Consider the following 24304-nt stretch of genomic DNA (forward strand, 5'->3'; position numbering starts at 1 on the left):
GGAAGTGTTTGCTGGTAACGGCTGGGAAAAAAGCTTAATCACGCAGTCTTAGACTGCCGATGTTGCAACATCGGCCAGAGATCCCCTGCCTTGATCATGGCGATGGTAATGCGAGCCAAAGTGATCGCATCAGCCTCAGCATCGTGTTGCGGCTGCGCTAGCTCCACCCCATAGTGGGTCGCGACCTGATGCTGAGCGGGGTTGTCACGCTTGCTTTGGCAAAAGCCGAAACGGTAGTAGTCCGCCAGATTGAATAGGCCATTATGGAAAGGGTAGGGCACCCCCTTGGCGACAAAATCCGGCTCCAACAGCGCCCGCTCATCCCCCCAACACACCAGAGCATTCCAGCGCTGCGCCACGCCCCACTTCTCCCGCAGCAACTTGGCCACGTGCTCCAGGGCAAAGCCACGCTTATCCAGCGTCGCCTGGCTGATCCCGGTCAGCTGAAAGCAAAATGGTGTCACCTCGTGTCGGGTATTGTTGACGTAATAGCGACCGGTTCGATGGATCTCGAGCGTGTCGACGTCGATCTCGGCCAGCCCGATCTGGAAGATCTCCAGCGTCTGCGCCCGTTGATATTCTGGGTTATCCCAGCAGCTCAGCTCGGTATCAATGCAGAGGATCCGCTTGGCCATTGTGTTTCCTTATCGATAAAAAGGCGGGCCATGAATCAGGCCCGCCAATGGCGTTATTCTAACAAACTTAGCGGGGGCCGGAACCGCCGCGCGGCGCCCGGCATGCCGTCAACGGCCCAGATCAGGTCAATCAAAGCCCCAGTAAGCGCTCCAACCAGTTGCGCTCGCCGTCGTCTGCTCGCTCCGACTCAACACCGCCACAGCGGGCCGAGCTCGACCAGCTTTCTCTATCCGCCGGCAACGCCACCGCGCCACGGCAACGAGCCCCGACCGCCGCGCCGGTACGCGGCTCAAAATAGCCATCGACGATCTGGGGTGGGCGGGTCAACACCAAAGACAGCGGCTCACGCTCATCCAGATAACGCTGGTACAGCGGCAGCGCCGCCGAGCTGCCATACAGGCCGGCCGCACTGTTGTCATCGCGCCCGACCCAACTGATCACCACATCGCGATCGTCAAAGCCGGCGTACCACGCATCCCGACCATTACTGGTGGTGCCGGTTTTGCCCGCCAGGGTGACGTGCGGGAACTGGCGCCCTAACCGGGCCGCGGTGCCTTCCGACACCACCTTGGTCATGGCGTAGTTAGTCAGCCACGCCGCCCCGGCCGGCAACACCTGCTCCGATGGCGGAAGCTGCTCGACCAGGCGTTCGCCCTGCTTATTGAGCACATGGCCGATGGCATACAGCTCGCGGTAGCGCCCACCGTCTGCCAGGGTCTGATAGAGCTGCGCGACCTGAAGAGGACTGGCATCCAGCGCCCCCAGCAGCAGCGCCGGATTGGGTCGGATCCGCCCGGACCAGCCCGCCTTATATAGGGTCGAGCTGACCGCATCGAGTCCGATCGCCATGCCCAGATTCACCGTCGGCACGTTGTAGGACTTCACCAGCGCCTCCAGCAGCGACACCTCACCGCGGAAGGCCTTATCGACGTTCTGCGGCTCCCACACCTGACCATTGCTGCTTTTCATGCTGATCGGCTCATCCTTGAGCGGCGTCATCAGGTTGTACTGCTCCGGCGCTGCCAGTGCCGTCAGATACACATGAGGCTTAAGCAGTGAACCCACCGGTCGGCGTGCATCCAGCGCCCGGTTGAAGCCGCGGTAGTTGGGATCCCGATCCGCCACCACCGCCAACACACCGCCCTGATAGCGATCCACCACCACCATCGCCGCCTGCAGCTGATCGTCGTTGCGCTGGGCGATCAGATCGGCCATGCCCGCCTTCACCGCGCGCTCCGCCGCCTGTTGCGCCAAGGGATCCAGCGTGGTGTACACCTTCAGCCCGGATTGATGCAGCACGTTATCGCCAAAACGCTGAGCCAATTCACGCTGCATCAGGGCACGGAAGCCCGGCAACTTATGACGCTGACGCCAGTTAGGATCCCGCAGGGACAGATCACTGCTGACCTGCTGCTGGTAGTCGTGACTGCTGATCAGCCCCTGCTCCAACATCAGTTTCAGCACCAGATCCCGCCGCGCCTGCGCCCGCTCCGGAAAGCGCCACGGATTGTAATAACTGGGGCCTTTGATCATCGCCACCAGCAGCGCCTGCTGGGCCAGATCGATCTCATCCAGCGGCGTGCCAAAGTAGTGCCAGGCCGCCAAGCCGACGCCGTGCACCGCGATGGCGCCATCCTGCCCCATGTACACCTCATTGAGGTACGCCTCGAGGATCTCATCCTTGGGGTAGCGGAAATCGATGATCAGCGCCATCAGCGCCTCATTGGCCTTGCGCACAAAGGTGCGATCCCGGGTCAGGAAGAAGTTCTTAGCCAACTGCTGGGTCAGGGTACTGCCGCCCTGCACCGTCCGCCCGGCACGCAGGTTGACCACCGCCGCCCGGGCGATCCCCGACAGCGACACGCCGTGATGGTGATAGAAATCCTGATCCTCGGTGCGCAGCAACGCCTCCACCAGGGTCTCCGGGATCTCAGTGCGCGGCACAAACAGCCGATCCTCGGTCTCGCCGGTCAGGATCCGATCCAGCAGCAAGGGCTCGAGCTGCAAAAAGCCCAGATCGCGGCCATCATTGGAGCGCACCACTCGGTTCACCCGATTGCGCTCAAAGTGCACCATCACCTTAGTGGCGCCCTCATAGCCATTGGGGCCATCAAACGCCCGGCGGAACACCTCGATGCGATTCACCGCCACCGCGAACTCCCCCTCCGCGGCGGCGCGACCAGTATTGCGGTACCCCAGCAGCGCCAACTCATCCTTGAGCTGGCTATGGGTCACGGGCGCCCCCGGGTAGATCGCCATCGGCCGGGCAAACACCTGCGCCGGCAGGAAAAACTTCTGCCCCTCAAACTTGGCGGCGATCTGACTGTCCAGATAGATCCCATACAGTGCCAGCACCGCGATCCCCGCCAGCGCCCCCTTGCCCAGCAGGAGCAGCGCACGGCGCCACCAAGCGCCCTTGGCCGTCCCTGACGGCTTGCGCGCGCTCCGGCCGCGACCGGTTTTCTTCACTGCCGCCTTCTTGGCAGCAGGCTTGTTCGGGCTCTTTGGCATAATGCTTTGATAAACCTATTAACTGTGTTTCTTTACGCGCCGAGTCGGCAGGGTATTGGCCGGATCATCCGGCCACAGATGCTTGGGGTAACGCCCGCGCATCTCCTTCTTCACGTCTTGCCAGGCCCCTTGCCAAAAAGCGGCCAGATCCTCGGTGATCTGCAAAGGCCGTCGCGCCGGCGACAACAGCTCCAAGGTCACCGGCAGCTGGCCACGCGCCAATCGCGGAGTCTCAGACTGGCCGTAGATCTCCTGTACCCGCACCGCCAGTCTGACCCCGTCAGCGTGGTAGTGCAACGCAAGCGTACTGCCGGTCGGTACCGTCATCTGCTCCGGCAGCTCCTGCGCCAACAGCGCCTGGATCGCCCAAGGAATCCGGTTCTTTAATATGCCGTACAGATCCAACTTGGCCAAGGCAGCAAACTTGGTGATCCCATTGAGGTAGGGCACCAGCCACTGCTCCAGCGTCGCCAGCAGCTGCCCATCATCCAGTTGCGGCCAATCCTGCTCGCTGAGCAGGCGCCCCGCCAACGCCACCCGATGCTGCAGCGCGCGGCATTTGTCGTTCCAGGGCAGACAGTCCAAGCCGCGGCGACGGATCTCCGCCAGCAAGGCACGCTGATGATCCTCCGGCTCCAGATCGGTCAGCGGCTGGCGCGCCACGATCAACGCCCCCAGCCGGGTATGCAGCTCGGCACGCAGCACGCCGCTTTTGCGATCAAACTCCGCCTGACGCTGCCGCTCAAACAGATGCGGCGCCACCGCCTCCAGCGCACCGAGCTCCAGCTCCGCCGCGAGGAAGATCAGGCCATCGCTGCGCCCCGCCCGCTCATTGAGGCTGGCCACCGCCAAAAACGGCGTGCCCAACAGGGGATCCTGCTCCGCCAGCGTGGCCCCACTGCCATTGGACAGCTGATAGCGCAGGCCCTGATCGCGACACTGACCGATCCGATCCGGATAGGCCAGCGCCAGCAGCAAACCGGCCTCGCTGTGATGCGCCGCCACCGGCCGCGCCTTGATGCGACGGCCGAGCTGCTCAAACCAACGCTTGGCCATCTGGCCATGCCGACCCGCGTCCGCCGCACTGAGACGGCGGCCCAGATCCGCCCCCAGATCGCGCCCACGCAAGGGATCGCCCTCCTCGATCACCGCCGCGATCAAACACGCCAACTTGAGCGCACCGGGGATCTCCGCCTCCAACTGCGCCGCACGCAGCAGCATCAAGCCCTGACGCGGATCGGCCCCCAGCTCATGCACCTGCCGCCCCAGCCGGGTCAGCTTGCCCTCCGAGCCCAGCAATCCCAGCTGGGTCAACAGCTGCGCCGCCTTGATCAATGCATTGGCTGGCGGCGGCGTCAGCCACGCCAGCTCCTGCGCCGTGCTGCCCCAAGCCGCCAGCTCCAGCACCAACGCGGTCAGATCGGCCCGCTGGATCTCCGCCGTCTCCGCCTCGGCCAGCCCCTGCTGCATCGCTTCGCTCCACAGCCGCACACAGTGCCCCGGCATCAAACGACCGGCCCGGCCCGCGCGCTGCGCCGCCGACGCCCGGCTGATCCGCACCGTCTCCAAGCGGCTCTGGCCACTGCGCAGATTGAAGCTGGCGCGGCGCTGCAACCCCGCGTCCACCACCACGGAGATCCCCTCAATGGTCAGACTCGACTCGGCGATGTTGGTGGCCAGCACCACCTTACGCAGGCCCGGCGCCGGCGGCTGAACCGCCGCGTCCTGCTCCTTCGGCGCCAATTGGCCATACAAAGGGCAGATCAAAACCTCCTCCGGCAGCCGCTCGGCCAGTTGCTCCGCCGCACGGCGGATCTCGCCCATGCCCGGCAGGAACACCAAGATATTGCCGTCGCGCGCCGCCAGCTGACGTCGAACCTGCGCCACCAGATCATTGAGCCAAAACGACGGATTGGCCGGAGCGGCATACTCCACGCTCACCGGATAGCTGCGTCCTTCGCTTTCCAGCAGCACCGCATCCGGCAGCAACTGGGCCAAGGGCTGGCCCTCGAGCGTGGCCGACATCAGCATCACGCGGAGATCGTCGCGCAAGCCCCCCTGCACCTCCAGTGCCAGCGCCAGCGCCAGATCCGTCGCCAGATGACGCTCATGCACCTCATCGAACAGGATCAGCGCCACGCCTTCCAGCTCGGGATCGGCCTGGATCATCCGGGTCAGCACCCCTTCGGTGATCACCTCCAGCCGCGTCTCCGGCCCAACACGGGTCTCACCGCGCACCCGCAAGCCAACGCGTTGCCCTACTTTCTCGCCCAGCTGCGTCGCCAGATAGCGAGCGATCATCCGCGCCGCCAGACGCCGCGGCTCCAGCAGCAGGATCTTGCCGTCGATCTGCGACCAATCCAGCATCGCCAGCGGCAACGCCGTCGACTTCCCTGCGCCGGTCGGAGCTTGTAAGATCAGCTGGTTATGGCTTTGCAGTGCGTGGCGGATCGGATCAAACAGATCCACAATGGGCAACTTGGACACAGATAGGGCTCATTCAGTCAAACAGGCCGACAGTGTACTGAGCGCCTGCCGACTGTCCAATGTTCGCCGCCCCGGCCGGCGACTTTTTCACACACCAGCGTTCTTGATAGCGGGAGAATTGGATGGCACAACGACTGTTTTTCGCCTTACCGGTCGCGCGCACCAGTCAGTTGGCCCTGCTCAAGTTGCAGAGCCAACTGGCCCAGGCCGGCATCCATGGCCGGATGATCCCCGCCACCAATTTTCATCTGACCCTGGCCTTCCTCGGCAGCGTCACCGCAAGCCAGAAAGACGCGTTGCTGGCCCGGCTGGCGGATCTGACCGTGCCGGATCTGCACCTCGAGCTGGATACCCTGCACTACTGGGCCAAACCCGGCATTGTCGCCCTAGGCGCCCGCCGCACCCCGATCGCGCTGGGCCAACTGGCGACCCAGTTACAGCAGGACGCCTATCAGCACGGGCTGCACCCAACCCGGCACGCTTTTCGCCCCCACATCACCCTGTTTCGCGGCGCCTCGGCGCTGCTGCCAGATCTTGCCCATGTGCCAGAGCAACCCATCGTCATGACCAGCCACAGCGTCGAACTCATGGTGTCGGTGAACGGCCCGGCCGGCGTGGAGTACCACTGTCTAAAACGTTGGCAGCGGTAACGAAACAGAGAGCACAGCGTACGTCCGATACGCAGCGTCGGACAGCGCTCGCCCACGGCGTGGGCCTTACCTGCCGCTCTCGCAGCACATTCGTGACTCGAAACGCGAAGCGCCCAAGTACAAAAACGCCGAAGCAGATAGGCTTCGGCGTTTTTGCATGCTCCCCTTTCCGTCGCTTAAGCGTCCTGCAGCAACTTTGCCACGGTGAGCATGCCCAAAGCGGTGGCGCCTTCATGGTTGAGGCCATTGCCGCCGACATACGCGCCCGCCAGATCGATGTGGATCCAGCCTTTAGGCGGCGTCCCGGCAAAACGGCTGAGGAAGCCCGCGGCATTGGAAGCCCCGCCCGCGCCGCCCCCTTTCTGAGTGGTGCTGTTAGCAGTATCGGCAAACACCGACGGACATTTGTCCGCGTGCAGCGGCGCCAACGGCAAACGCCACAGGCCTTCATCCACCGCCGCCGCCGCGGCCAGTGCGTCAGTGGCCGCGCTGTCGCAGGGGGTAAACAGGGCGTTGTAATCGCTGCCAACCGCGGTCATGGCGGCACCGGTCAGGGTGGCGGCATCGATAATGCGCTCAGCACCGGCCTCATTCGCCGCCATCAGGCCGTCCGCCAGCACCAAGCGGCCCTCGGCGTCGGTATTGACGATCTCGACACTGGTGCCGTTCTTATAGTGCAGGATATCGCCCAGTTTGTAGGCGTGACCGGAGATCAGGTTCTCGGCACAGCACAGGTACAGCTTGACCCGCTTGTTCAGGCCCTGCTTAATGGCCAGCTTCAACGCCGCCGAGACGGTGGCGGCACCGCCCATGTCACACTTCATGGTCACCATCCCGGCGGACGGCTTGATCGAGTAGCCCCCCGAATCAAAGGTGATCCCTTTGCCCACCAGCGCCACGGACACCGGCGCATTGGCATCACCGGTCGGGTTGTAATCCAGCTCCAGCAAGACCGGTGGCCGCTCCGAACCCCGGCCCACTGCGTGAACGCCGATCCACCCCGCCGCCAGCAAGGCATCCCCGACAATACGACGGGTAGTGACGTGCTCCGGCGCCGCGGCACTGATCCGCTCGGCCACCTCGTCCGCCAACACTTCCGGGCTCAGCGCTTCCGGACTGGCATGAGTCAGAGATTTGAGCCATAAAGCCGCATCGCGCTGCGCGTCCAGTGACTCGGCGTCGCTGGCCCAGGCGATGGTGCCCGGCTCCAACGCCTCGCCAAAGCCGCAGGCAAAGCGCCACTGCAAGGCACGGGTCCAGCCTTCACCGGACAAGGCCACATCCCGGATCCCCTGGCCGGTGAGTTTGCGCGCGGCGGACTGAATGATCCGCGCCGGCTCCCCCTCACTCAGATGGATGCAGGCCCCCTCGCCGCTGAAACTGATCTTGCTCTTACCCCATTGCGCCGGGGCCGGTTGGTCGCTCAATACGACGTTGAGGATCTCACTCATGCTCTATTCCTTGAATAACTGTTAGCTGTCATCGATCCAGTGTAACATTCTGTCTCATTGGCGCAGCGGCCCATTCACCGTCGCATTCAATGCCTTTACCAGCTGAGCATTCCTACCGGCATATTCGTTGCAGACAATCGGCAAAACCGAACAAAAGGCGGATTTTTAACGTGGTAAAGTGCGCCTTCGCCCGAGGAGCCGAATACCGATGGAATTCTCCACCCCGCTTGATAGTGCCACTCTGATCAAACGCTACAAACGCTTTCTCGCTGACGTCACATTGCAAGACGGCAGCGAAACCACCCTACATTGCCCCAATACCGGCGCCATGACCGGTTGCGCTGGCGTCGGCTGGCGAGTCTGGTACTCCACCTCTGACAACCCCAAACGCAAATACCCCTGTACGTGGGAGTGGGTCGAGAGCGATCGGGGCGATCGCATCATGGTCAACACGGCGCGGGCAAATGGGTTAGCGGAAGAGGCGATCCGAGCTAAACTGCTGCCGATCTTATCCAGTTATGACGTCATAAAACGGGAAGTAAAGTACGGCGCAGAGAACAGCCGGATCGATCTGCTGCTACAGGGAGCCGATGGCATCGACTGCTACGTCGAAGTCAAAAATGTCACATTGCTAGGCCAGGATGGTCAGGGCTACTTTCCCGATACGGTCACCACCCGGGGTCAAAAGCATCTGCGCGAGCTGATGACCATGGTGCAGGCGGGCCAACGGGCGGCCATCCTCTTTATCGTGCCGCACACAGGGATCCAACGGGTCGCGCCCGCCGTACATATCGATGAGGATTATGCCCGATTGTGCCATCAGGCCCAGCAGGCCGGGGTTCAGTTTTATGCCGTTGGCTGCGACATGGATCCCCAGTCGGTGAAGCCGGTGACGACTTTACCGGTCTTAATACCAGATGTAGCGGAAAAATAATGACCTAGCCCCAATATGGACGGTAAACGTGAATATGACGCAACTCCAGGCGCTTGCGAATGTGTGACTTGCGTGTTATACCGCTCAATTGATTTGTTCTAGCTAGCAATCTGGTTCGCAAGGATTTGCGCAAACGAGATCCATCTGGTATATGTACCGCCCCAATCAGAGGATTGCCTCTCGTATTTAGTAACAGGAGACGCCTGATGCCGCAGGGCAAGACAAAGAAAATCGGCGTATTGGCATACGCCAACGTGGAGCCTTACCGCGAAAGTGCCGGTGAGGAATACATGAACGAGAAGCAACTGGCTCACTTCAAAACCATCCTGGAAGCCTGGCGCAACCAGCTGCGTGAAGAAGTTGACCGCACCTTGCACCACATGCAGGACGAAGCGGCCAATTTCCCTGATCCAGTGGATCGCGCTGCCCAGGAAGAAGAGTTTAGCCTGGAACTGCGCACTCGCGACCGCGAACGTAAGCTGATCAAAAAGATCGAAAAGACCCTGGTGAAAGTCCAGGAAGACGACTTTGGTTTCTGCGATTCCTGCGGGATCGAGATCGGCATCCGCCGGCTTGAAGCCCGTCCAACAGCCGATCAATGCATCGACTGTAAGACGCTGGCAGAGATCAAAGAGAAGCAGATGGTCGGCTAAAGCCGAACACTGCAGAGACGGGAGGCTTGGCCTCCCGTTTTTCATGGTTGCCACTCAACAACACCAGCCCATGCCAACAGCTCCCCATTCCGGCTACATCGGCCGTTTCGCCCCCTCTCCCTCCGGTCCCTTGCACTTTGGCTCACTGATCGCCGCCGTCGGCAGCTATCTGCGTGCCCGCAGTCAGCAGGGTCAGTGGTTGGTGCGAATGGAAGATCTGGATCCGCCCCGAGAGATCGCCGGTGCCGCGGACGATATCCTGCGCACACTGGAGCACTACGGGCTGTACTGGGATGACACCGTGCTCTATCAGAGCCAGTGCCATGACCGCTACGAGCAGCACCTGTCCGAGCTGCTGCAGCACGGAGAAGGCTATTACTGCCAGTGCACCCGCAAGCGGATCAAAAGCATCGGTGGGCTGTATGACGGTCACTGCCGTACGCTGGCGCTGCCCGCCGACGGCTGTGCCATCCGGCTGCACAACCGCATCGGCATCGACCACTTCGTCGATGGCCTGCTCGGACCGATCCAGACCGACGTCGCGTTTGCCCGCGAGGACTTTATCCTCAAGCGCCGCGACGGTTTGTACGCCTATCAGTTAGCGGTGGTGTTGGACGATCACGCCCAGCGGATCACCGAAGTGGTGCGAGGCAACGATCTGCTCGAAGCCACGGTGCGCCAGCTGTCGCTGTTCCAGCAGCTCGGCTGGTCAGCGCCGGCCTTTTTGCATCTGCCACTGGCGGTGCAGGCCGACGGCAACAAGCTGTCCAAACAAAATCACGCTCCCGCGCTGAGCGCGACGGAATTGAGCAGCAACCTGGCGCTGGCGCTGGCGTTTTTGGGTCACCCCGCTCCGTCAGAGCTGCAACGTGCGCCGGTCAACGAACAGCTCGAATGGGCCGTCACGCAATTTCAGGTAGACCAACTGCCGCAACAACGCCAGATCTTGGCGCCAAAAGCGGGCTAACCGAGCCAGAACGGCTTATCATTTAATCGGCCGTGGTATATCATTGCGCGCCATAATCGCAGCGTGCCCAGCGCACGCATTAACAGGCAGGAAATCAACGAGGTGTCCCATTCTTAAGCGCCTGACTTCACTGGCAAAACGCTTGATCGGCAGCGGTAACGCCGCCTCAGCTGACGCCAAACTGGCGGTGATCCCCCGCAAAGCTCACGGGATCTCCCGCAACGACATCAGTGAAAATGCACTGAAAGTCCTCTATCGACTGCATAAAGCGGGCTTTGAAGCCTACCTGGTCGGCGGCGGTGTCCGCGATCTGCTTTTGCGTCACCAACCGAAAGACTTTGATATCGCCACCAGCGCCACACCGGAGCAGGTTCGCCGCTTATTCCGCAACTGTCGCCTGGTTGGCCGTCGCTTCCGTCTGGCCCACATCCTGTTTGGCCGTGACATCATCGAAGTGGCGACCCTGCGCGGTCACCACCAAGAAGACGACACGCACGCCAAGAAGGACGATGCCGGCCGTCTGCTGCGCGACAACGTCTATGGCAGCATTGATGAAGATGCCGAGCGCCGTGACTTCACGGTCAACGGCTTGTACTACGACATCAGTGACTTCAGCGTCCGTGACTACTTCGGTGGCATGGAAGATCTCAAGGCCCGTCGTCTGCGCCTGATCGGCGATCCCGAGACGCGCTATCGCGAAGATCCAGTACGGATGATCCGCGCGGTTCGTTTCGCCACCAAGCTCGACTTCTCCATCGACAAGTCTGCTGCCAAGCCGATCCCGAAGATGGCGCATCTGATGAACACCATCCCACCCGCCCGCCTGTTTGAGGAAACCCTCAAACTGCTGATGGCCGGCAAGGGCTTGGAAAACTTCCGCATGCTGCGCCAGTACGGCTTGTTTGAGCCGATGTTCCCGATGCAGGAGCAACTGCTCAAGCGCGATCCGGGCGGCCGAGCCGAGCGCCTGATCGAAGCGATGCTGACCAACACCGATGAGCGGATCGCCGCCGAGAAGCCGGTAACGCCCGCGTTCATCTACGCCGCATTGCTGTGGTACGTGGTCGAAGAGCAGGCCGAGAAGAAGCGTCAAAAGGGCGTACCGCCCTACGATGCCTTGACCGCAGCCAGTGGCGAAGCCATTGGCAAGCAGTGCAAGACCGTCTCGCTGCCGCGCCGCTTCACCACCCCGGCGCAAGAGATCTGGCAACTGCAGGAGCGTTTGGGTAAACGCGCCGGCGCCCGTGCCTTCCGCCTGGCAGAGCACCCGCGCTTCCGCGCCGCCTACGACTTCCTGCTGCTGCGCGCCGAAGCGGAGCAAGACGAGCAGTTGCTGGATCTGGCCCGCTGGTGGACCCAGTTCAATGACGCCAACGAACAGGGCAAGCGCCAACTGGTGCGCGCGCTGGGCAGCGATGGTAATCGCCGTCGCCGTCGTCCGCGTCGCCGCAAGCCTGCGGCGAACAGTGACGCATGATCCGTTGCTTCATTGGCCTGGGCAGCAACCTGGGCAACGGCCCCGCCACCTTGGCCCGCGCGATCGCCGCGCTGGCCGAACTGCCGGGGATCCGCCTGATCGATCGCTCCAGCCTCTACACCAGCCCGCCGATGGCGGGTTTGGCGCAGCCGGATTACACCAACGCGGTAGCGGCGATCGATACGGATCTGGCACCGCTTGATCTGCTCGATGCCCTGCAACAGATCGAAAACCAGCTGGGCCGCGAGCGCCATGAGCGTTGGGGCGCCCGCACCCTGGATCTGGATCTGCTGCTGTATGGCGACGAACAGCTGACCTGCGAACGTTTGACTGTGCCCCACTACGGCATGGCAGAGCGCGCGTTTGTGCTGATTCCCATGTTTGAATTGGCCCCAAATCTGCGCCTGCCTGACGGCCGTCAATTGGCCAGCCTGCTGGCCCTATGTCCGCCGCAGGCATTAGCGCAGCTCGCCTAAGCCTGCGCGAACGCCACGGACGATCTCGGCCATTCGGACATTGAAATCGCCCCTCAGTTTGTCATATAACGGGCCTTCCTAATCTGGAAGGCCCGTTTTTTTATGGACAAAATGACCACTGCCAGCCTGGCGAAGATGAAGCGTGAGGGCAAAAAATTTGCCTCACTGACCGCCTACGACACCAGCTTTGCCGCCGCGTTCGCGGCCCAAGGGGTACCGGTTTTGTTGATCGGCGACAGCCTAGGCATGGTGCTGCAGGGCGCCGACGATACTTTGAAGGTGACGGTCGAAGAGATCGCCTACCACACCCGCTGTGTCAGCAAAGGCGCCCCCAATGCGCTGGTGATCGCCGACATGCCCTTCATGAGCTACGCCACGCCGGAGCAAACCTATCAAAACGCCGCCGAGCTGATCCGCGCCGGGGCCCAGATGGTCAAACTGGAGGGCGGCGACTGGCTGCTGGAGACCGTGCGTGGACTCACCCAGCGCAGCGTGCCTGTGTGTGCCCACCTCGGCCTGACGCCGCAATCGGTGCACGTCTTTGGCGGCTTTAAGGTGCAGGGGCGCAGCGAGGAAGCGGCGCAAGCGATCCTGGATCAAGCCCTGCGCCTGCAAGACGCCGGTGCCGCCATGCTGGTGCTGGAATGCGTCCCGACCGAGCTGGCCCGCCGTGTCACCGAGGCCCTAACCATTCCGGTGATCGGGATCGGCGCAGGCCCCCACACCGACGGCCAGATCCTGGTGATGCACGATCTGCTCGGGATCAGCTCCGGCTACATCCCCAAATTCTCCAAGAACTACCTGGCCCTGACCGGCAACATCCATGCCGCCGTCGCCGCCTATGTGGAGGAGGTCGAGCACGGCCGCTTCCCCAGCCCAGAGCACAGCTTTAGCTAACGGAGGAGCGATGCAGACCTTTAACGATCCCATCCGCTTACAGCAGATGATCCGCCAATGGCGCAGCGAAGGCCTGAAGGTGGCCTTTGTGCCGACCATGGGCAACCTGCACGATGGCCACATTGAGCTGGTGCACCAGGCTCGTGCCCGAGCCGATAAGGTGGTCGCCAGCATCTTCGTCAACCCGATGCAGTTCGGTGAAGGCGAAGATCTGGACGCCTACCCGCGCACCCTGGAAGCGGATCAGCAGCGTCTGGTCAGCGCCGGTTGCGATCTGCTGTTTACCCCGGAAGCCGCGCTGCTCTATCCGGGCGGCCTGCAGGTACAAACCTATATCGAAGTGCCGTCGCTGACGACCATCCATTGCGGCAGCAGCCGTCCCGGCCATTTCCGCGGGGTCGCCACCGTAGTGTGCAAGCTGTTCAATCTGGTGCAGCCGGATCTCGCCTGCTTTGGCAATAAAGACTATCAACAGCTGGCCGTGATCCGCACCCTAGTGCGCGATCTCAACATGCCGGTGCAGATCCTCGGGGTCGATACCGTGCGCGATCCCGACGGCCTGGCGATGAGCTCGCGTAACGGCTACCTCACCGAAGCCGAGCGCGCCATCGCCCCTGGCCTTAAGCGCACCCTCGATGCCCTCGCCGACATTCTGCGCGCCGAAGGGGTAACGCGCCGCGCCACCCTCGAGCAACTGTCCGAGCAGCGCCTGCAAGAGAGCGGCTTTCGGCCGGACTTTATCCGGATCTGCCACGCCGACACGCTGCAGCCTGCCGAGCCCGGCGACAGCCAGCTGGTGATCCTGGCCGCCGCCTACCTCGGCCAGGCCCGCCTGATCGACAACCTAACCGTAGAAATTCGCCGCTGATCTGATACCATGCGGCGCCAACAAATAATTAACATCCATCTGGATGCATGCAGGAAATGGACACAGGGAGTTTTTGATATGCAACGCACTTTGCTGAAAGGGAAGCTACACCAGGCCCGCGTGACCCACGCCGAGCTGGAATACGAAGGCTCCTGCGCCATCGATCAGGATCTGCTAGATGCCGCCGGGATCCTGGCGTACGAACAGATCGAGATCTACAACATCGACAACGGCGAACGCTTCAGCACCTACGCCATCGCCGGCGAGCGCGGCTCCAAGATCATCTCCGTCAACGGCGCCGCCGCCCACAAAGCCAGCCCGGGCGATCGGGTGATCATCTGCGCCTACGTCGGGCTGAGCGATGAGCAAGCCCAGCGCCATCAACCGGATCTGGTCTACCTGGATGCGGACAACAACATGAAAGGGATCGGCTCCGAGATCCCCACCCAGGCGGCGTGATCTCTGAAAGCTATCTGCTGATAGCTATCAGCCGTCAGTGATAAGCGATCAGTAAGAGCCGAGCGAGAACCGAACAAGGGCAGAGCAAGAGCAGGTACCGCCGCTCTTGCTCTTGCTGACAACAGATCGCTTGTCGCTTAGTGCAGCTATTCAACGCCCTTGCTCTCACTGACCGCTGACAGCTTAAAGCTTATGGCTGCTGCTCTGACTGATCGCTGATCAACTTACAGCTTACGGCTGCCCTTCTGACTCATCACCCAACCCAGCGGCTCAAAATAAGCCAGCAATGCCGTGCGGATCCGCTGCAGATGCTCAGCATCCGGAAACGCCCCTGCCTGAGCCAACTCACTCTGCTTGGTGCCACTGACCAGATAAACATTCTTGATCCGCTCATCACTCTGGATCGCCGCCTCAAACGCCCGCGCCATCATCTCCGTCGGCAAGCTGTAATAACGCCGCCCCAATTGGCTGGCCAAGCGACGATCTAACGCCACGCTGCGACGCACATAGTCATGACGATCGTCCCCCTCGGGCGTCAGCAGCACCGCAGCAAACACCGCCTCCAACCGCTGATTGAGCGGATGCGGCTTGGGCTGGCGCGGCTGCAGAAACTGACTGCTGGCCATCGCCATCAAGCCTTTATCCCCCACATGGGCCGGATAGAGTTTGGCCGCAATGTAATGATCGAACGAATGCCACCATTCGTGCGCCAACGCACCAGCTCCGGCGTTCTTAGCCAGTGCCAGCGTGCGCGAGCCCGGGGCATAGTGGGCCTGCGCGCCGGGCTGGCCACCCGTGCCAAAAGCGAGATCCAACTGACCACGCAGTCCCAGCAGCGACGGCGGCACATTCAGCAGAAAGGCCAGATCCGCCAGCGCATCAAACACCAGGTTGGCAGCGATCACCTTCTCCTGCTTTTGCACCCAGGCTCCGATGGTGATCGCCCCAAAGCCAAATTGCGCCTTAATCTCACCAAAGGAGACATCTTCGCCATGGCGGTAATCGGGGCCACGGCGATAGTAGGCGCGCCGCAATCCGGTTGAGGTTTTCTCTGTCATGGCAGGCATGATCCGCTGCCCCGGCCAACAGCACAAGTCTGGCGCTCCATGCCTCGCGATCTCCCTACGTCCAGCACGAACACAGGGAAGTTTACAGCCGCACCTGAATCGTTCCGAATCGGACTTGCGCCCCGCCCTACGGATACGTTATAAGCAACGTCAATTACAGCATTGATAAAAGTTACGGCGCCACTGAGTGTCGTACCGGCTCTGTTTACCTGCACGAGAACCTGAACATGTCCCACACCGCCGAGCTGCTCACCCCAGCCAGCCCCGCCCCACAGGCGCCCCAATCACACGACAGAACCGCCTGCCGCACCGAGCATGATCTGCTGGGCAGCCGTGAAGTGTGCAACAACAGCTATTACGGCATTCACACCCTACGGGCGATGGACAATTTTCAGATCTCCGGCACCCGCATCAACGATGTGCCCGAGTTTATCCGAGGCATGGTGCAGGTGAAAAAAGCCGCCGCCCTGGCCAACCGCGATCTGCTGGCGATCCCCACCCAGGTGGCCGATCACATCGTCGCGGCTTGCGATAAGATCCTGGACGAAGGCGTCTGCATGGATCAGTTCCCGACTGATCTGTTCCAAGGCGGGGCCGGCACCTCGGTCAACATGAACACCAACGAAGTGGTGGCCAACCTGGCGCTGGAGCTGATGGGTCACGCCAAGGGCGAGTACCAGCACATCAACCCCAACGATCACGTCAACCACAGCCAGTCGACCAACTGCGCCTACCCGACCGGGTTCCGTATCGCCCTGCTGGCCGCCATCGACACCCTGATCGCCGAGTTTGAACGACTGCAAGGTGCCTTTATGGCCAAAGGCACTGAGTTCTCCGACGTGCTCAAGATGGGCCGCACCCAGTTGCAGGACGCCGTGCCGATGACCGTGGGCCAAGAGTTCACCGCCTTTGGCGAGCTGATCCGTGAAGAGGTGAAAAACCTCAAGCATATGGCGGCGCTGCTCAACGAAGTGAATCTGGGCGCCACCGCCATCGGCACCGGACTCAACACGCCGGCCGGTTACTCCGAGTTGGCCATCGGCCATCTGGCCCGCATTACTGGCCGTCCACTGGTCAAAGCCCACAACATGATTGAGGCCACCTCCGACTGTGGTGCCTACGTCATGGTGCAGGCCGCGCTAAAGCGCACTGCGGTCAAGCTGTCGAAGATCTGTAACGATCTGCGTCTGCTCTCCTCCGGCCCACGCACCGGCCTCAAAGAGATCAACCTGCCAGAGATGCAGGCGGGCTCCTCCATCATGCCGGCCAAGGTCAACCCAGTGATCCCGGAAGTGGTTAATCAGATCTGCTTTAAGGTGATCGGCAACGATCTGACCGTCACCATGGCCGCCGAAGCGGGCCAGCTGCAGCTCAACGTGATGGAGCCGGTGATAGGCCAAGCTCTGTTTGAGTCGATCAAGCTGATGCAAAACGGCAGCGCCACGCTGCGCAGCAAGTGCATCGACGGCATTAGCGTGAACGCCGAACGCTGCGCCGAGCACGTGTTCAACTCCATCGGGATCATCACCTACTTGAACCCGATCATCGGCCACCACGAAGGCGATATCGTTGGCAAGATCTGCGCCGAAACCGGACGCAACGTGCGCGAGGTGGTGCTAGAACGCGGCCTGCTGACCGAAGCCCAGCTCGATGAGATCTTCTCGGTGCAGAACCTCATCGCCCCGGCGTATTCGGGCAAGCGCTACAGCTAAGTCTGCGGCATAGCACTTGCGAATCACGACTCGCTGATCCGACGATTGCGCGCGCCCAGCATCATGCACAGTCGAAATCCCTACCGGAGTCCGGTGGGGATTTTTGCTTTTTAGGGATAGGAGTTGAAGCTAGGTGAAGTCGAGTGTTGGGACGGGCGGCACCGTAAGGCGACTTGCGCTGGCACCATATTCCTAGTCACAGTGACAACAACCAAAGCAAGCGGTAGTGCTCAGAATCGTGTGTCATTTGCTTAAAATCAATCCAAAAGAAATAGTAAATAATCAAACCGATTTTCGACATAGGAGCCGCCATTAAGGCACCTCGCTCAGGCCTAGACCTGACCGGTAAAGGTGGCATCCTGACGCGCCTTATCAAGCAACTCACCGAAGCTGCCCTCAAGGTCGAACTGGACCTGCATCTAGCCAAGGAAGGCTCCAATAATCGCAAAAACAGCATGCTAAGGAGCAAGCTTCAGTCCGCTGTTACTTTCTTGTTTTCCTGCCAATTGCACAGCCTCAGATCCCGATGGCCACGGTACACAGTTACCCCAAACCCTTTGCACTGCTTCTCGCAACGCGTCAGACTTGCTCCACCCCCTTTCGACTTTCAGGCGCTCATGACTCCAGCCCACGCACTGCTGCAACAACACTTTGGATTTTCAGACTTTCGTCCCGGCCAGGAAACGGTGATAAACGCCCTGCTAGAGGGACAGAGCGCTGCGGCGATCTTCCCCACTGGCTCCGGCAAGTCCTTGTGTTATCAGTTGCCCGCGCTGGCGCTGCCCAATCTGACCTTGGTGATCTCGCCTTTGCTCGCCCTGATGCAGGATCAACTGGCGTTTCTTAAAGGCAAGGGGATCGCCGCGGCGACCATCGACTCCACTCAGACCTACGACGAAGCCCAGGCGGTGATGCGGCAGGTACGGGACGGTCAGATCAAGGTGCTGATGATCTCGGTCGAGCGCCTCAAGAACGAACGCTTCCGCCGCTTCCTGGCACAAGTGCCGCTGTCCCTGCTGGTGGTGGACGAAGCCCACTGTATCTCCGAGTGGGGCCACAACTTCCGCCCGGATTACCTCAAGCTGCCCGCCTACTGCCAGCAGTTTCGTATTCCCCAGGTGCTGCTGCTCACCGCCACCGCCACGCCGCAGGTGATCACCGACATGGCCGCCAAATTCCACATTGCCAAGTCCAACATCACCACCACCGGCTTCTACCGACCGAACCTGGACTTAAGCGTTGAAGCAGTGGCGCCTAATCAGCGCCTCGGCCGTCTGGCCGAGTACCTGGACAGCCGCCGTGACCAGGCCACCATCGTCTACGTCACCCAGCAGCAAACCGCCGAGACGGTGGCCGACAGCCTGACGCAGGGCGGGCACAACGCCTGTGCTTATCACGCCGGACTGGATCACGAGCGGCGCATGCAGATCCAGCAAGGCTTTATGGCCGGGCGGCTCAACACCATCGTCGCCACCATCGCCTTCGGCATGGGGGTCGATAAGGCAGATATCCGTCAGGTCATTCACTATGACTTGCCCAAATCGGTGGAGAACTACTCGCAGGAGATCGGCCGCGCCGGGCGCGACGGCCAGCGCAGTGAATGCCTGGTGATGGCCAATCAGGCCAACCGCAGCGTGCTGGAAAACTTCGTGTTTGGCGATACGCCGGAGCGCAGCGGCATTGAAACCGTGCTGGGGGAGATCGCTCAGGCCGGGCCACAGTGGGAGCTGATGGGCAACGCCCTCTCCACCGCCAGCAACATCCGCCCGTTGCCGCTGCGCACCTTGCTGGTGTACCTGGAGATGGCCGGACTGATCTCGCCGCAGTACAGCTACTTCGCCGAGGTAAAATTCAAGCTCTTGGTCAGCGACGGCGAGCTACTGGGCCGCTTTCAGGGCGAACGTCGGGTGTTCTTGGACGCCCTGCTGGCCAACAGCCCCAAGGGCCGTACCTGGTATCAGGCGGACTTCGAGGCGCTGCACCAAGCCTACGGCAGTGATCGCAGCCGGGCGCTGACCGCGTTGGAGTATCTAGCGGATCAAAAGCTGATCGAGCTGCAAAGCAAGCAGATGACCGAGGTCTATCAGGTGGCGCAGCCGCTGCCGGACTTAGCGGCACTGACCGAGCAGCTCATCGGCCAATTTGAGCAGAAAGAGCACAGTGAGGTCGCCCGCATCGAGCACATGCTGGCCCTGCTGCAAACCGGCCAATGCGTCAGCCATGCCCTGGCCGACTACTTTGGCGATGCGCAGGCGCCCAAGCAGTGCGGCCACTGCTCCGCCTGCCGCGGCCACGCCGCTCACCTGCCCGCGCCACAGCACCCGGAGTTACCGGGCACCGATCAGCTGCAACACTGGCTCGCGCCGCTGAGCCAGAAGGTGCACAGCGAATTTCAGCAAACGCTCAGCGCCACCCTGGCCGCGCGCTTCCTCACCGGCCTACCCTCGCCCTGGTTGACCAAATTGAAGGTGCGCAATCTCGATGGCTACGGCGCGCTGGAGCGGGTGCCGTTTGCCTTAGTTAGACAAAAAGTGAACTCGCTTAACCACTAAAAAAGGCATCTTTTGATGCCTTTTTTATCCACCACCACTGAATAGGGCTCAGTCGGCTAGAATCTCAGCCCTAAACCCAGGGATAAGTAACTCGCATCTTGATCAACGACGGTATATTCCAGCTCAATCTGAAGTGCATCGAAATTAATCCCGCCACCAACGCCAAAGGAAAGGCCTGTATCACTTGAGGCTGAGTACCCACTGCCAACCTTAGCATCAACAAACCCACCACGAAGCTTATAGTAAATCTCATCACCGCTGCGGAATGCCGCATAAACACCCTGCGTATTGTAATTAGGTCCCTTGGAACTACTCGAAGGGTATTTAAGCTCACCGCTAAAACGCTCGTACTCCACGGCGATATGTTCGTTAAATCCATATCCGGCATAAAAGCCGACCGTCTTTCCTCCATCAAAATAATTATCAAGCTGTTTGCTCGTCAATATCTCACCGGGCTTAACACCCAAATACAGGAACCCAGATGATTTATTTACACCACTTGCCACTTCTTGCGTCCGCTTGATTTGTCGAAGCTCTCTTCTGGCTTCAGCCCGAACCTCCCCACTAACCGTTTGATCTCTCGCCACTTGCTCTAGTGCCTTTCTGCGCTCCTGTTCTTTCAAGCTTGGTGCCCCAGCATCTGAAGCCTGTGCTGTTGATAAGCAAAGCAGGCAAGTACCCACCCATAGAGTAAATATTCGGCCCATAGAGTTCCCTTCATCATCGATATATAGACGGCCGCATCATAAAGGTATTTCACCAACAACAGCTTACCCCCCTAACTGGTGACTCGGCATTTTGGCTATGGATCACAAACTTCACTCTCTTCTATCATGGAAGTAGCTACACCATTTTCATACAAGAGCTCACTCTCATCTGCTACAAACTAAGCTCATAAAAATGGTTGCTAATCGGATCTAAGTACTACGTCCTTGTCCTCCCAGTTCCGCTATCGATAGGACGCATAGGGCCATCGATACGGGTCTCGTGACCGGACGCAAAGCACCGTGATAGGGTCTGTTAACGCCCTGTCACCGGACGACGGGAAATTCTAAACAGAACAGGAATTTGCCCGGCGTTTCGCCCCAGCACTGAGCCTTGCAGCCCTGCTTACTTTCACCCTATCGACGCCTGCCCTCGCAAGCGATCCCTCTCAGGCAATCGAGCAGGAAGTGCCGCACCCAGTGCTGGCCCAAATAGAACACATCAATCAGGCCATCCGCGAAGGCGATAAAGTCCTATACGCTTCCGTCTACAGCGAAGATGTACTGTTCACTTTTTCTGAGAACGGCAAGCTGTACCCTCGCGACCAGTTGCTGAAAAACGTCAAACCTGCCCCGAATTTCCGTCCTATGAACGACGAGTTTCTCGTGCACGATTATGGCCATACCGTGGTCGTCAACTTCCGCTCTCGCATCCATGAAGAGCTTGATGCACGCAGGGTGACCATGACCTTTATCGAGCAAAATGGCGGATGGCGTGCCGTCGCGGCGCATTCGACCTCGATCACTGAATAGCCCCTTGCCCATTACAGCCCCTACCTTTTTGCCGCCATTTTGCTAGCGTAAAGGCTCTCGAATACCGACAAGGGCACAGGATGGCCGAACAAGAGCAACACTTTCCCCTCTCCGATTTCATCGAATACCCGGCCGATGTGATGCTGGCCCGGGCAGAGGAAAATCTGGCCGAAGCCAGGCGCCGTCACAGCATTCGCAGTTTCTCCGATAAACCGGTGGCGCGCGCCGTGATTGAGCGCTGTATCGAAGCGGCGGGCAGCGCCCCCAGCGGCGCCAACCACCAGCCCTGGCACTTTGTGGCGATCAGCGATCCCCAGATCAAAGCCGAGATCCGCCAGCAGGCGGAGGCGATCGAGCGGCGCTTCTATGAAGGCAGCGCCGGGGAAACCTGGCTCAAGGCGCTCAAGCCGCTGGGCACCGGCGCCAATAAGGCGTATTTAGAGCGCGCCCCCTGGCTGATCGCCGTGTTCTCACAAAAGCGCGGCGGGCTGGCCAACGACGGCGACACCCATAACTACTACGTGCACGAGTCGGTCGGCCTGGCCACCGGTTTTTTACTGCAGGCACTGCATCACGCCGGTCTTGGGACCTTAACCCACACCCCCAAGCCGATGAGCTTTCTCAGTAAAATATGCGGCCGGGATAACGACAACGACCGGCCCTATATGCTGATCGTCACCGGCTACCCGGACGAAGGCGCCACCATTCCCGAGCACTCGACCAAGAAGAAACCGCTGAGTGAGATCAGCACGTTTTTATGACCAGCCGCGCATCGACATGCTCCCGCGTCGATGCACATGATGTTGAGCGCAAGCGGGAGCCGGCAGAATGCTCAGCCGATAGACCTTAGGCTGCACGGCGGTGACAAGGTGACACTGCCGCTCAGACCGTTGAGCGCTCTCTGGGGGCGGGCCGAGCAACCCCTCGTGACGCCGCGGCCCGCGTATTGAACAGCGTTAGAGCTCAATAAGCAGAACGACATCATTCGAGGTGTGCAGCAGGCCGTCCCAAGCGCCCCCTCAAGCGACGCCAGCGCCGACTCCGCTCAATGCCGCGTGCATCAACTGCCCATTTGCTTTGGAGCGCCCGAGGTCGACATGGAGCTCGAGGCAATGCATAGCGCTCCAAAACACCAAAAAGCGCGCTAACTTAAAGAGATAACGATGACAACGCGGTCGCACAAACAGAGCTAGCCTGGCTATTCTGGCTGTATGCGATCAAACACAGCAAAGCTTAGGACGTGCTCATGAACGCCAGTCGATCCCAAAGGAACCCCCGCCACGCCACCGCCGGTTTTACTTTGATTGAACTGGTGGTGGTCATCATCTTGCTGGCCATCGTCGCGGTCACGGCCCTGCCACGATTCATCAACCTAAAAACCGACGCGCAGCTCGCGGTGATGAAGGGCATGAAAGGCGCGCTGAGTGGCGCCCACTCTCAGACCGCACTCCTGATCCAACTGCACCCAGAAAACCTGAACAGCGGCGGCGGGCAATACACCCTTGAGAATGGTCAAACGATCCGAGTGCGAGGCGCCATTCCCGACGGGCGCTGGAACAACACCTTCGCCAACTTGGTTTCGTTTGACGCCACAGCCCAGATCAGTCAGAACCTCTGTGACGATGACAGCCTCCAATGGTGTGTTCGCCAGCGAGGCGCCGCCTGGTTTGTCAATCGAGGCTACGCCAGTGTCGCCGAAGGGCGCGGATTTGTGATCTTTCCCAACGGCTATCACGTTAACCAGCAGCGCTGTTACCTCTACTTCCTCAACCCCAATGACACCGCGCAACCCGCTGAGTCGAAAAGCGCCGTCATCGGCATCGACGACAGCGAATGCTAGTGGCCCAAACCGGCAGTGAGCGGCGTTAGCGGCACTGGCACACAAACCCATCCGAATGGCCCGTTGCGCGCCGCTCCCAAGGAAAACTGACGACGGCCAGCAGAAAAACCATTCATCAGTGAGAGCAGCCGAGCAGATCTGAATTGTCGTTTTCCTCTGAGGCGCCTTTTTGCCGTACACTTTGCTCAGTCTCAATCAGCCTTTGGACCCGATCCGACCGTCATGAAAATACTGCTCGTCTTTCTGACCTTTATCAGCGTCGTTCTACTCTATGTGGCCTTTTTGGCACGCAAACACCGCCTGCGTCTGCGTCAAGACAATGACCAAGCGGCGACCACGCTGGATCAGATCATCGCTCAGACCGGCGAGGCGCCACTGCTTCAAGCCGAGGGCCGTCGCAGCGGCGACCAACTGCAGAGTGGTTTACGCGAGGCCTACGCCGCTGGCTACAACGTCAATGGCACCGCCCAGCAGAGCCAAACGCCGATGTACCCCTTTCAGCAAACCGACTGTGAGCAACTGCTGGCCGATCTGCGCGCCCTGCTGCCCCACGCCAACGCCGAGCTTCAACCCAAACAGCTCTATCGCGGCGTACTGAGTCACGCCTACCAACTCGGCGGCCACACCTATTGGCACCTGCGCGGCAGTGAAAAACGCGCCGACAAAGGCCGGCAGCAGCTCAGTCAGCAACGCCAAGCCCTGCTGGCTCAATTGACCAAAAGGGCCGAGCGCGGATGAAGAAACTGGAATTCTATGTCCCCAGCGCGCAGCGCGAGTCGGTATTGGAGGCGCTGTTCGCCGCCGGTGCCGGGCAGATAGGCCACTACGATCGTTGTTGCTGGTTTACCGAGGGCACGGGCCAATTTCGCCCGTTGGCAGGCAGCAGGCCACACCTGGGCCAGCAAGATCAGACCCATCAGGAGCCGGAGTCCAAGGTGGAGTTGGTGTTTGACGCCGCTTTGCAGCAGCCGATCATCGCTGCCCTCAAAGCGGCTCATCCCTACGAAACCCCGGCGTACCAGATCCTCAACGTCGAACGCTAACCAAACCGCGCTCCGAACTGCCCAATTAGGGTGTTCAGATCAAGCCAGCGGCAACGAGCGCTGTTGCCGCCACAGCGCTCGCCCAGAACGGTCTACACTTCCTTGTC

The 24304-nt window shown here is 60.7% G+C and carries 22 protein-coding genes and 1 pseudogene; 17 read left to right on the forward strand and 6 right to left on the reverse strand.

Translation table 11 applies throughout. The features are described 5' to 3' along the window. Positions 1-38: 38 nt before the first annotated feature. The 3 genes from ABEA08_RS15675 to hrpB all read right to left on the reverse strand — a co-directional run bounded on the left by ABEA08_RS15675 (position 39) and on the right by hrpB (position 5634). Positions 39-635 (reverse strand): exonuclease domain-containing protein, encoded by a 597-nt coding sequence (locus tag ABEA08_RS15675; RefSeq protein WP_345336305.1) that lies wholly within the window; start codon positions 633-635, stop codon positions 39-41. A 130-nt stretch (positions 636-765) separates the two neighbouring features. Further along, complete coding sequence (gene mrcB, locus ABEA08_RS15680; RefSeq protein ID WP_345336306.1) at positions 766-3105, reverse strand: penicillin-binding protein 1B; 2340 nt, start codon at positions 3103-3105, stop codon at positions 766-768. 60 nt (positions 3106-3165) lie between these two features. Further along, a complete protein-coding gene (gene hrpB, locus ABEA08_RS15685) occupies positions 3166-5634 on the reverse strand; it encodes an ATP-dependent helicase HrpB (protein ID WP_345336307.1) in 2469 nt (822 codons plus the stop codon). Positions 5635-5756: 122 nt separating this feature from the next. Between hrpB and thpR the strand changes: the two genes are divergently transcribed. After that, entirely contained in the window at positions 5757-6284 is a 528-nt protein-coding gene (thpR, locus tag ABEA08_RS15690) for an RNA 2',3'-cyclic phosphodiesterase (protein WP_345336308.1), read from the forward strand. 176 nt (positions 6285-6460) lie between these two features. On the opposite strand, the gene pepB is transcribed toward thpR, so the two are convergent. Beyond that, entirely contained in the window at positions 6461-7735 is a 1275-nt protein-coding gene (gene pepB, locus ABEA08_RS15695; RefSeq protein ID WP_345336309.1) for an aminopeptidase PepB, read from the reverse strand. Between the two features lie 208 nt (positions 7736-7943). Here pepB and sfsA point away from each other — a divergent pair, with 208 nt between their 5' ends. The 8 genes from sfsA (at position 7944) to panD (ending at position 14466) form a co-directional block, all read left to right on the forward strand. Continuing rightward, positions 7944-8669 carry a DNA/RNA nuclease SfsA gene (gene sfsA, locus ABEA08_RS15700; RefSeq protein WP_345336310.1) on the forward strand — a complete coding sequence of 242 codons (726 nt, stop codon included), beginning with the start codon at positions 7944-7946 and terminating at the stop codon, positions 8667-8669. Between the two features lie 206 nt (positions 8670-8875). Beyond that, positions 8876-9322, forward strand: coding sequence for an RNA polymerase-binding protein DksA (gene dksA, locus ABEA08_RS15705; RefSeq protein WP_345336312.1), 447 nt, complete (start codon positions 8876-8878; stop codon positions 9320-9322). 70 nt (positions 9323-9392) lie between these two features. Further along, on the forward strand, positions 9393-10289 hold the full coding sequence (gluQRS, locus tag ABEA08_RS15710; RefSeq protein WP_345336313.1) for a tRNA glutamyl-Q(34) synthetase GluQRS: 897 nt from the start codon (positions 9393-9395) through the stop codon (positions 10287-10289). A gap of 142 nt (positions 10290-10431) precedes the next feature. Next, complete coding sequence (gene pcnB / locus ABEA08_RS15715; protein WP_345336314.1) at positions 10432-11766, forward strand: polynucleotide adenylyltransferase PcnB; 1335 nt, start codon at positions 10432-10434, stop codon at positions 11764-11766. After that, positions 11763-12242 carry a 2-amino-4-hydroxy-6-hydroxymethyldihydropteridine diphosphokinase gene (gene folK, locus ABEA08_RS15720; protein ID WP_345336315.1) on the forward strand — a complete coding sequence of 160 codons (480 nt, stop codon included), beginning with the start codon at positions 11763-11765 and terminating at the stop codon, positions 12240-12242. Before pcnB ends, folK begins: the two co-directional genes overlap by 4 nt. A gap of 102 nt (positions 12243-12344) precedes the next feature. Continuing rightward, a complete protein-coding gene (gene panB, locus ABEA08_RS15725) occupies positions 12345-13139 on the forward strand; it encodes a 3-methyl-2-oxobutanoate hydroxymethyltransferase (protein ID WP_345336316.1) in 795 nt (264 codons plus the stop codon). A gap of 10 nt (positions 13140-13149) precedes the next feature. Further along, entirely contained in the window at positions 13150-14007 is an 858-nt protein-coding gene (gene panC / locus ABEA08_RS15730) for a pantoate--beta-alanine ligase (protein ID WP_345336317.1), read from the forward strand. Positions 14008-14085: 78 nt separating this feature from the next. Next, positions 14086-14466: an aspartate 1-decarboxylase gene (gene panD, locus ABEA08_RS15735; RefSeq protein ID WP_345336318.1), complete on the forward strand. Its 381-nt coding sequence runs from the start codon at positions 14086-14088 to the stop codon at positions 14464-14466. Between the two features lie 224 nt (positions 14467-14690). On the opposite strand, the gene ABEA08_RS15740 is transcribed toward panD, so the two are convergent. Beyond that, positions 14691-15524 carry a CLCA_X family protein gene (locus ABEA08_RS15740; RefSeq protein ID WP_345336319.1) on the reverse strand — a complete coding sequence of 278 codons (834 nt, stop codon included), beginning with the start codon at positions 15522-15524 and terminating at the stop codon, positions 14691-14693. 236 nt (positions 15525-15760) lie between these two features. Here ABEA08_RS15740 and aspA point away from each other — a divergent pair, with 236 nt between their 5' ends. The 3 genes and pseudogenes from aspA to ABEA08_RS15755 all read left to right on the forward strand — a co-directional run bounded on the left by aspA (position 15761) and on the right by ABEA08_RS15755 (position 19797). Next, on the forward strand, positions 15761-17245 hold the full coding sequence (gene aspA, locus ABEA08_RS15745) for an aspartate ammonia-lyase (protein WP_345336320.1): 1485 nt from the start codon (positions 15761-15763) through the stop codon (positions 17243-17245). A gap of 278 nt (positions 17246-17523) precedes the next feature. Then, a pseudogene (locus ABEA08_RS15750) lies at positions 17524-17724 on the forward strand (IS256 family transposase); the annotation flags it as partial. A 138-nt stretch (positions 17725-17862) separates the two neighbouring features. Beyond that, positions 17863-19797: a RecQ family ATP-dependent DNA helicase gene (locus ABEA08_RS15755; protein WP_345336321.1), complete on the forward strand. Its 1935-nt coding sequence runs from the start codon at positions 17863-17865 to the stop codon at positions 19795-19797. Positions 19798-19853: 56 nt separating this feature from the next. Here the strand turns inward: ABEA08_RS15755 and ABEA08_RS15760 are convergent, their stop codons facing one another. Continuing rightward, complete coding sequence (locus ABEA08_RS15760; protein ID WP_345336322.1) at positions 19854-20504, reverse strand: hypothetical protein; 651 nt, start codon at positions 20502-20504, stop codon at positions 19854-19856. Between the two features lie 465 nt (positions 20505-20969). On the opposite strand from ABEA08_RS15760, the gene ABEA08_RS15765 reads away from it, so the two are divergent. The 5 genes from ABEA08_RS15765 (at position 20970) to ABEA08_RS15785 (ending at position 24197) form a co-directional block, all read left to right on the forward strand. Continuing rightward, the gene (locus tag ABEA08_RS15765; protein ID WP_345336323.1) at positions 20970-21314 is read left to right on the forward strand and encodes a nuclear transport factor 2 family protein; all 345 of its coding nucleotides are present in this window, start codon (positions 20970-20972) and stop codon (positions 21312-21314) included. Positions 21315-21394: 80 nt separating this feature from the next. Beyond that, on the forward strand, positions 21395-22075 hold the full coding sequence (locus ABEA08_RS15770; protein ID WP_345336324.1) for a nitroreductase family protein: 681 nt from the start codon (positions 21395-21397) through the stop codon (positions 22073-22075). A gap of 485 nt (positions 22076-22560) precedes the next feature. Further along, the gene (locus tag ABEA08_RS15775) at positions 22561-23154 is read left to right on the forward strand and encodes a type II secretion system protein (RefSeq protein WP_345336325.1); all 594 of its coding nucleotides are present in this window, start codon (positions 22561-22563) and stop codon (positions 23152-23154) included. Between the two features lie 222 nt (positions 23155-23376). After that, positions 23377-23892, forward strand: a complete 516-nt coding sequence (locus ABEA08_RS15780) for a hypothetical protein (protein WP_345336326.1) — start codon at positions 23377-23379, stop codon at positions 23890-23892. Further along, the gene (locus tag ABEA08_RS15785; protein WP_345336327.1) at positions 23889-24197 is read left to right on the forward strand and encodes a YqfO family protein; all 309 of its coding nucleotides are present in this window, start codon (positions 23889-23891) and stop codon (positions 24195-24197) included. Before ABEA08_RS15780 ends, ABEA08_RS15785 begins: the two co-directional genes overlap by 4 nt. The last annotated feature ends 107 nt before the right edge of the window (positions 24198-24304 follow it).

Source organism: Ferrimonas pelagia (assembly GCF_039543565.1).
Taxonomy (GTDB): Bacteria; Pseudomonadota; Gammaproteobacteria; order Enterobacterales; family Shewanellaceae; genus Ferrimonas; species Ferrimonas pelagia.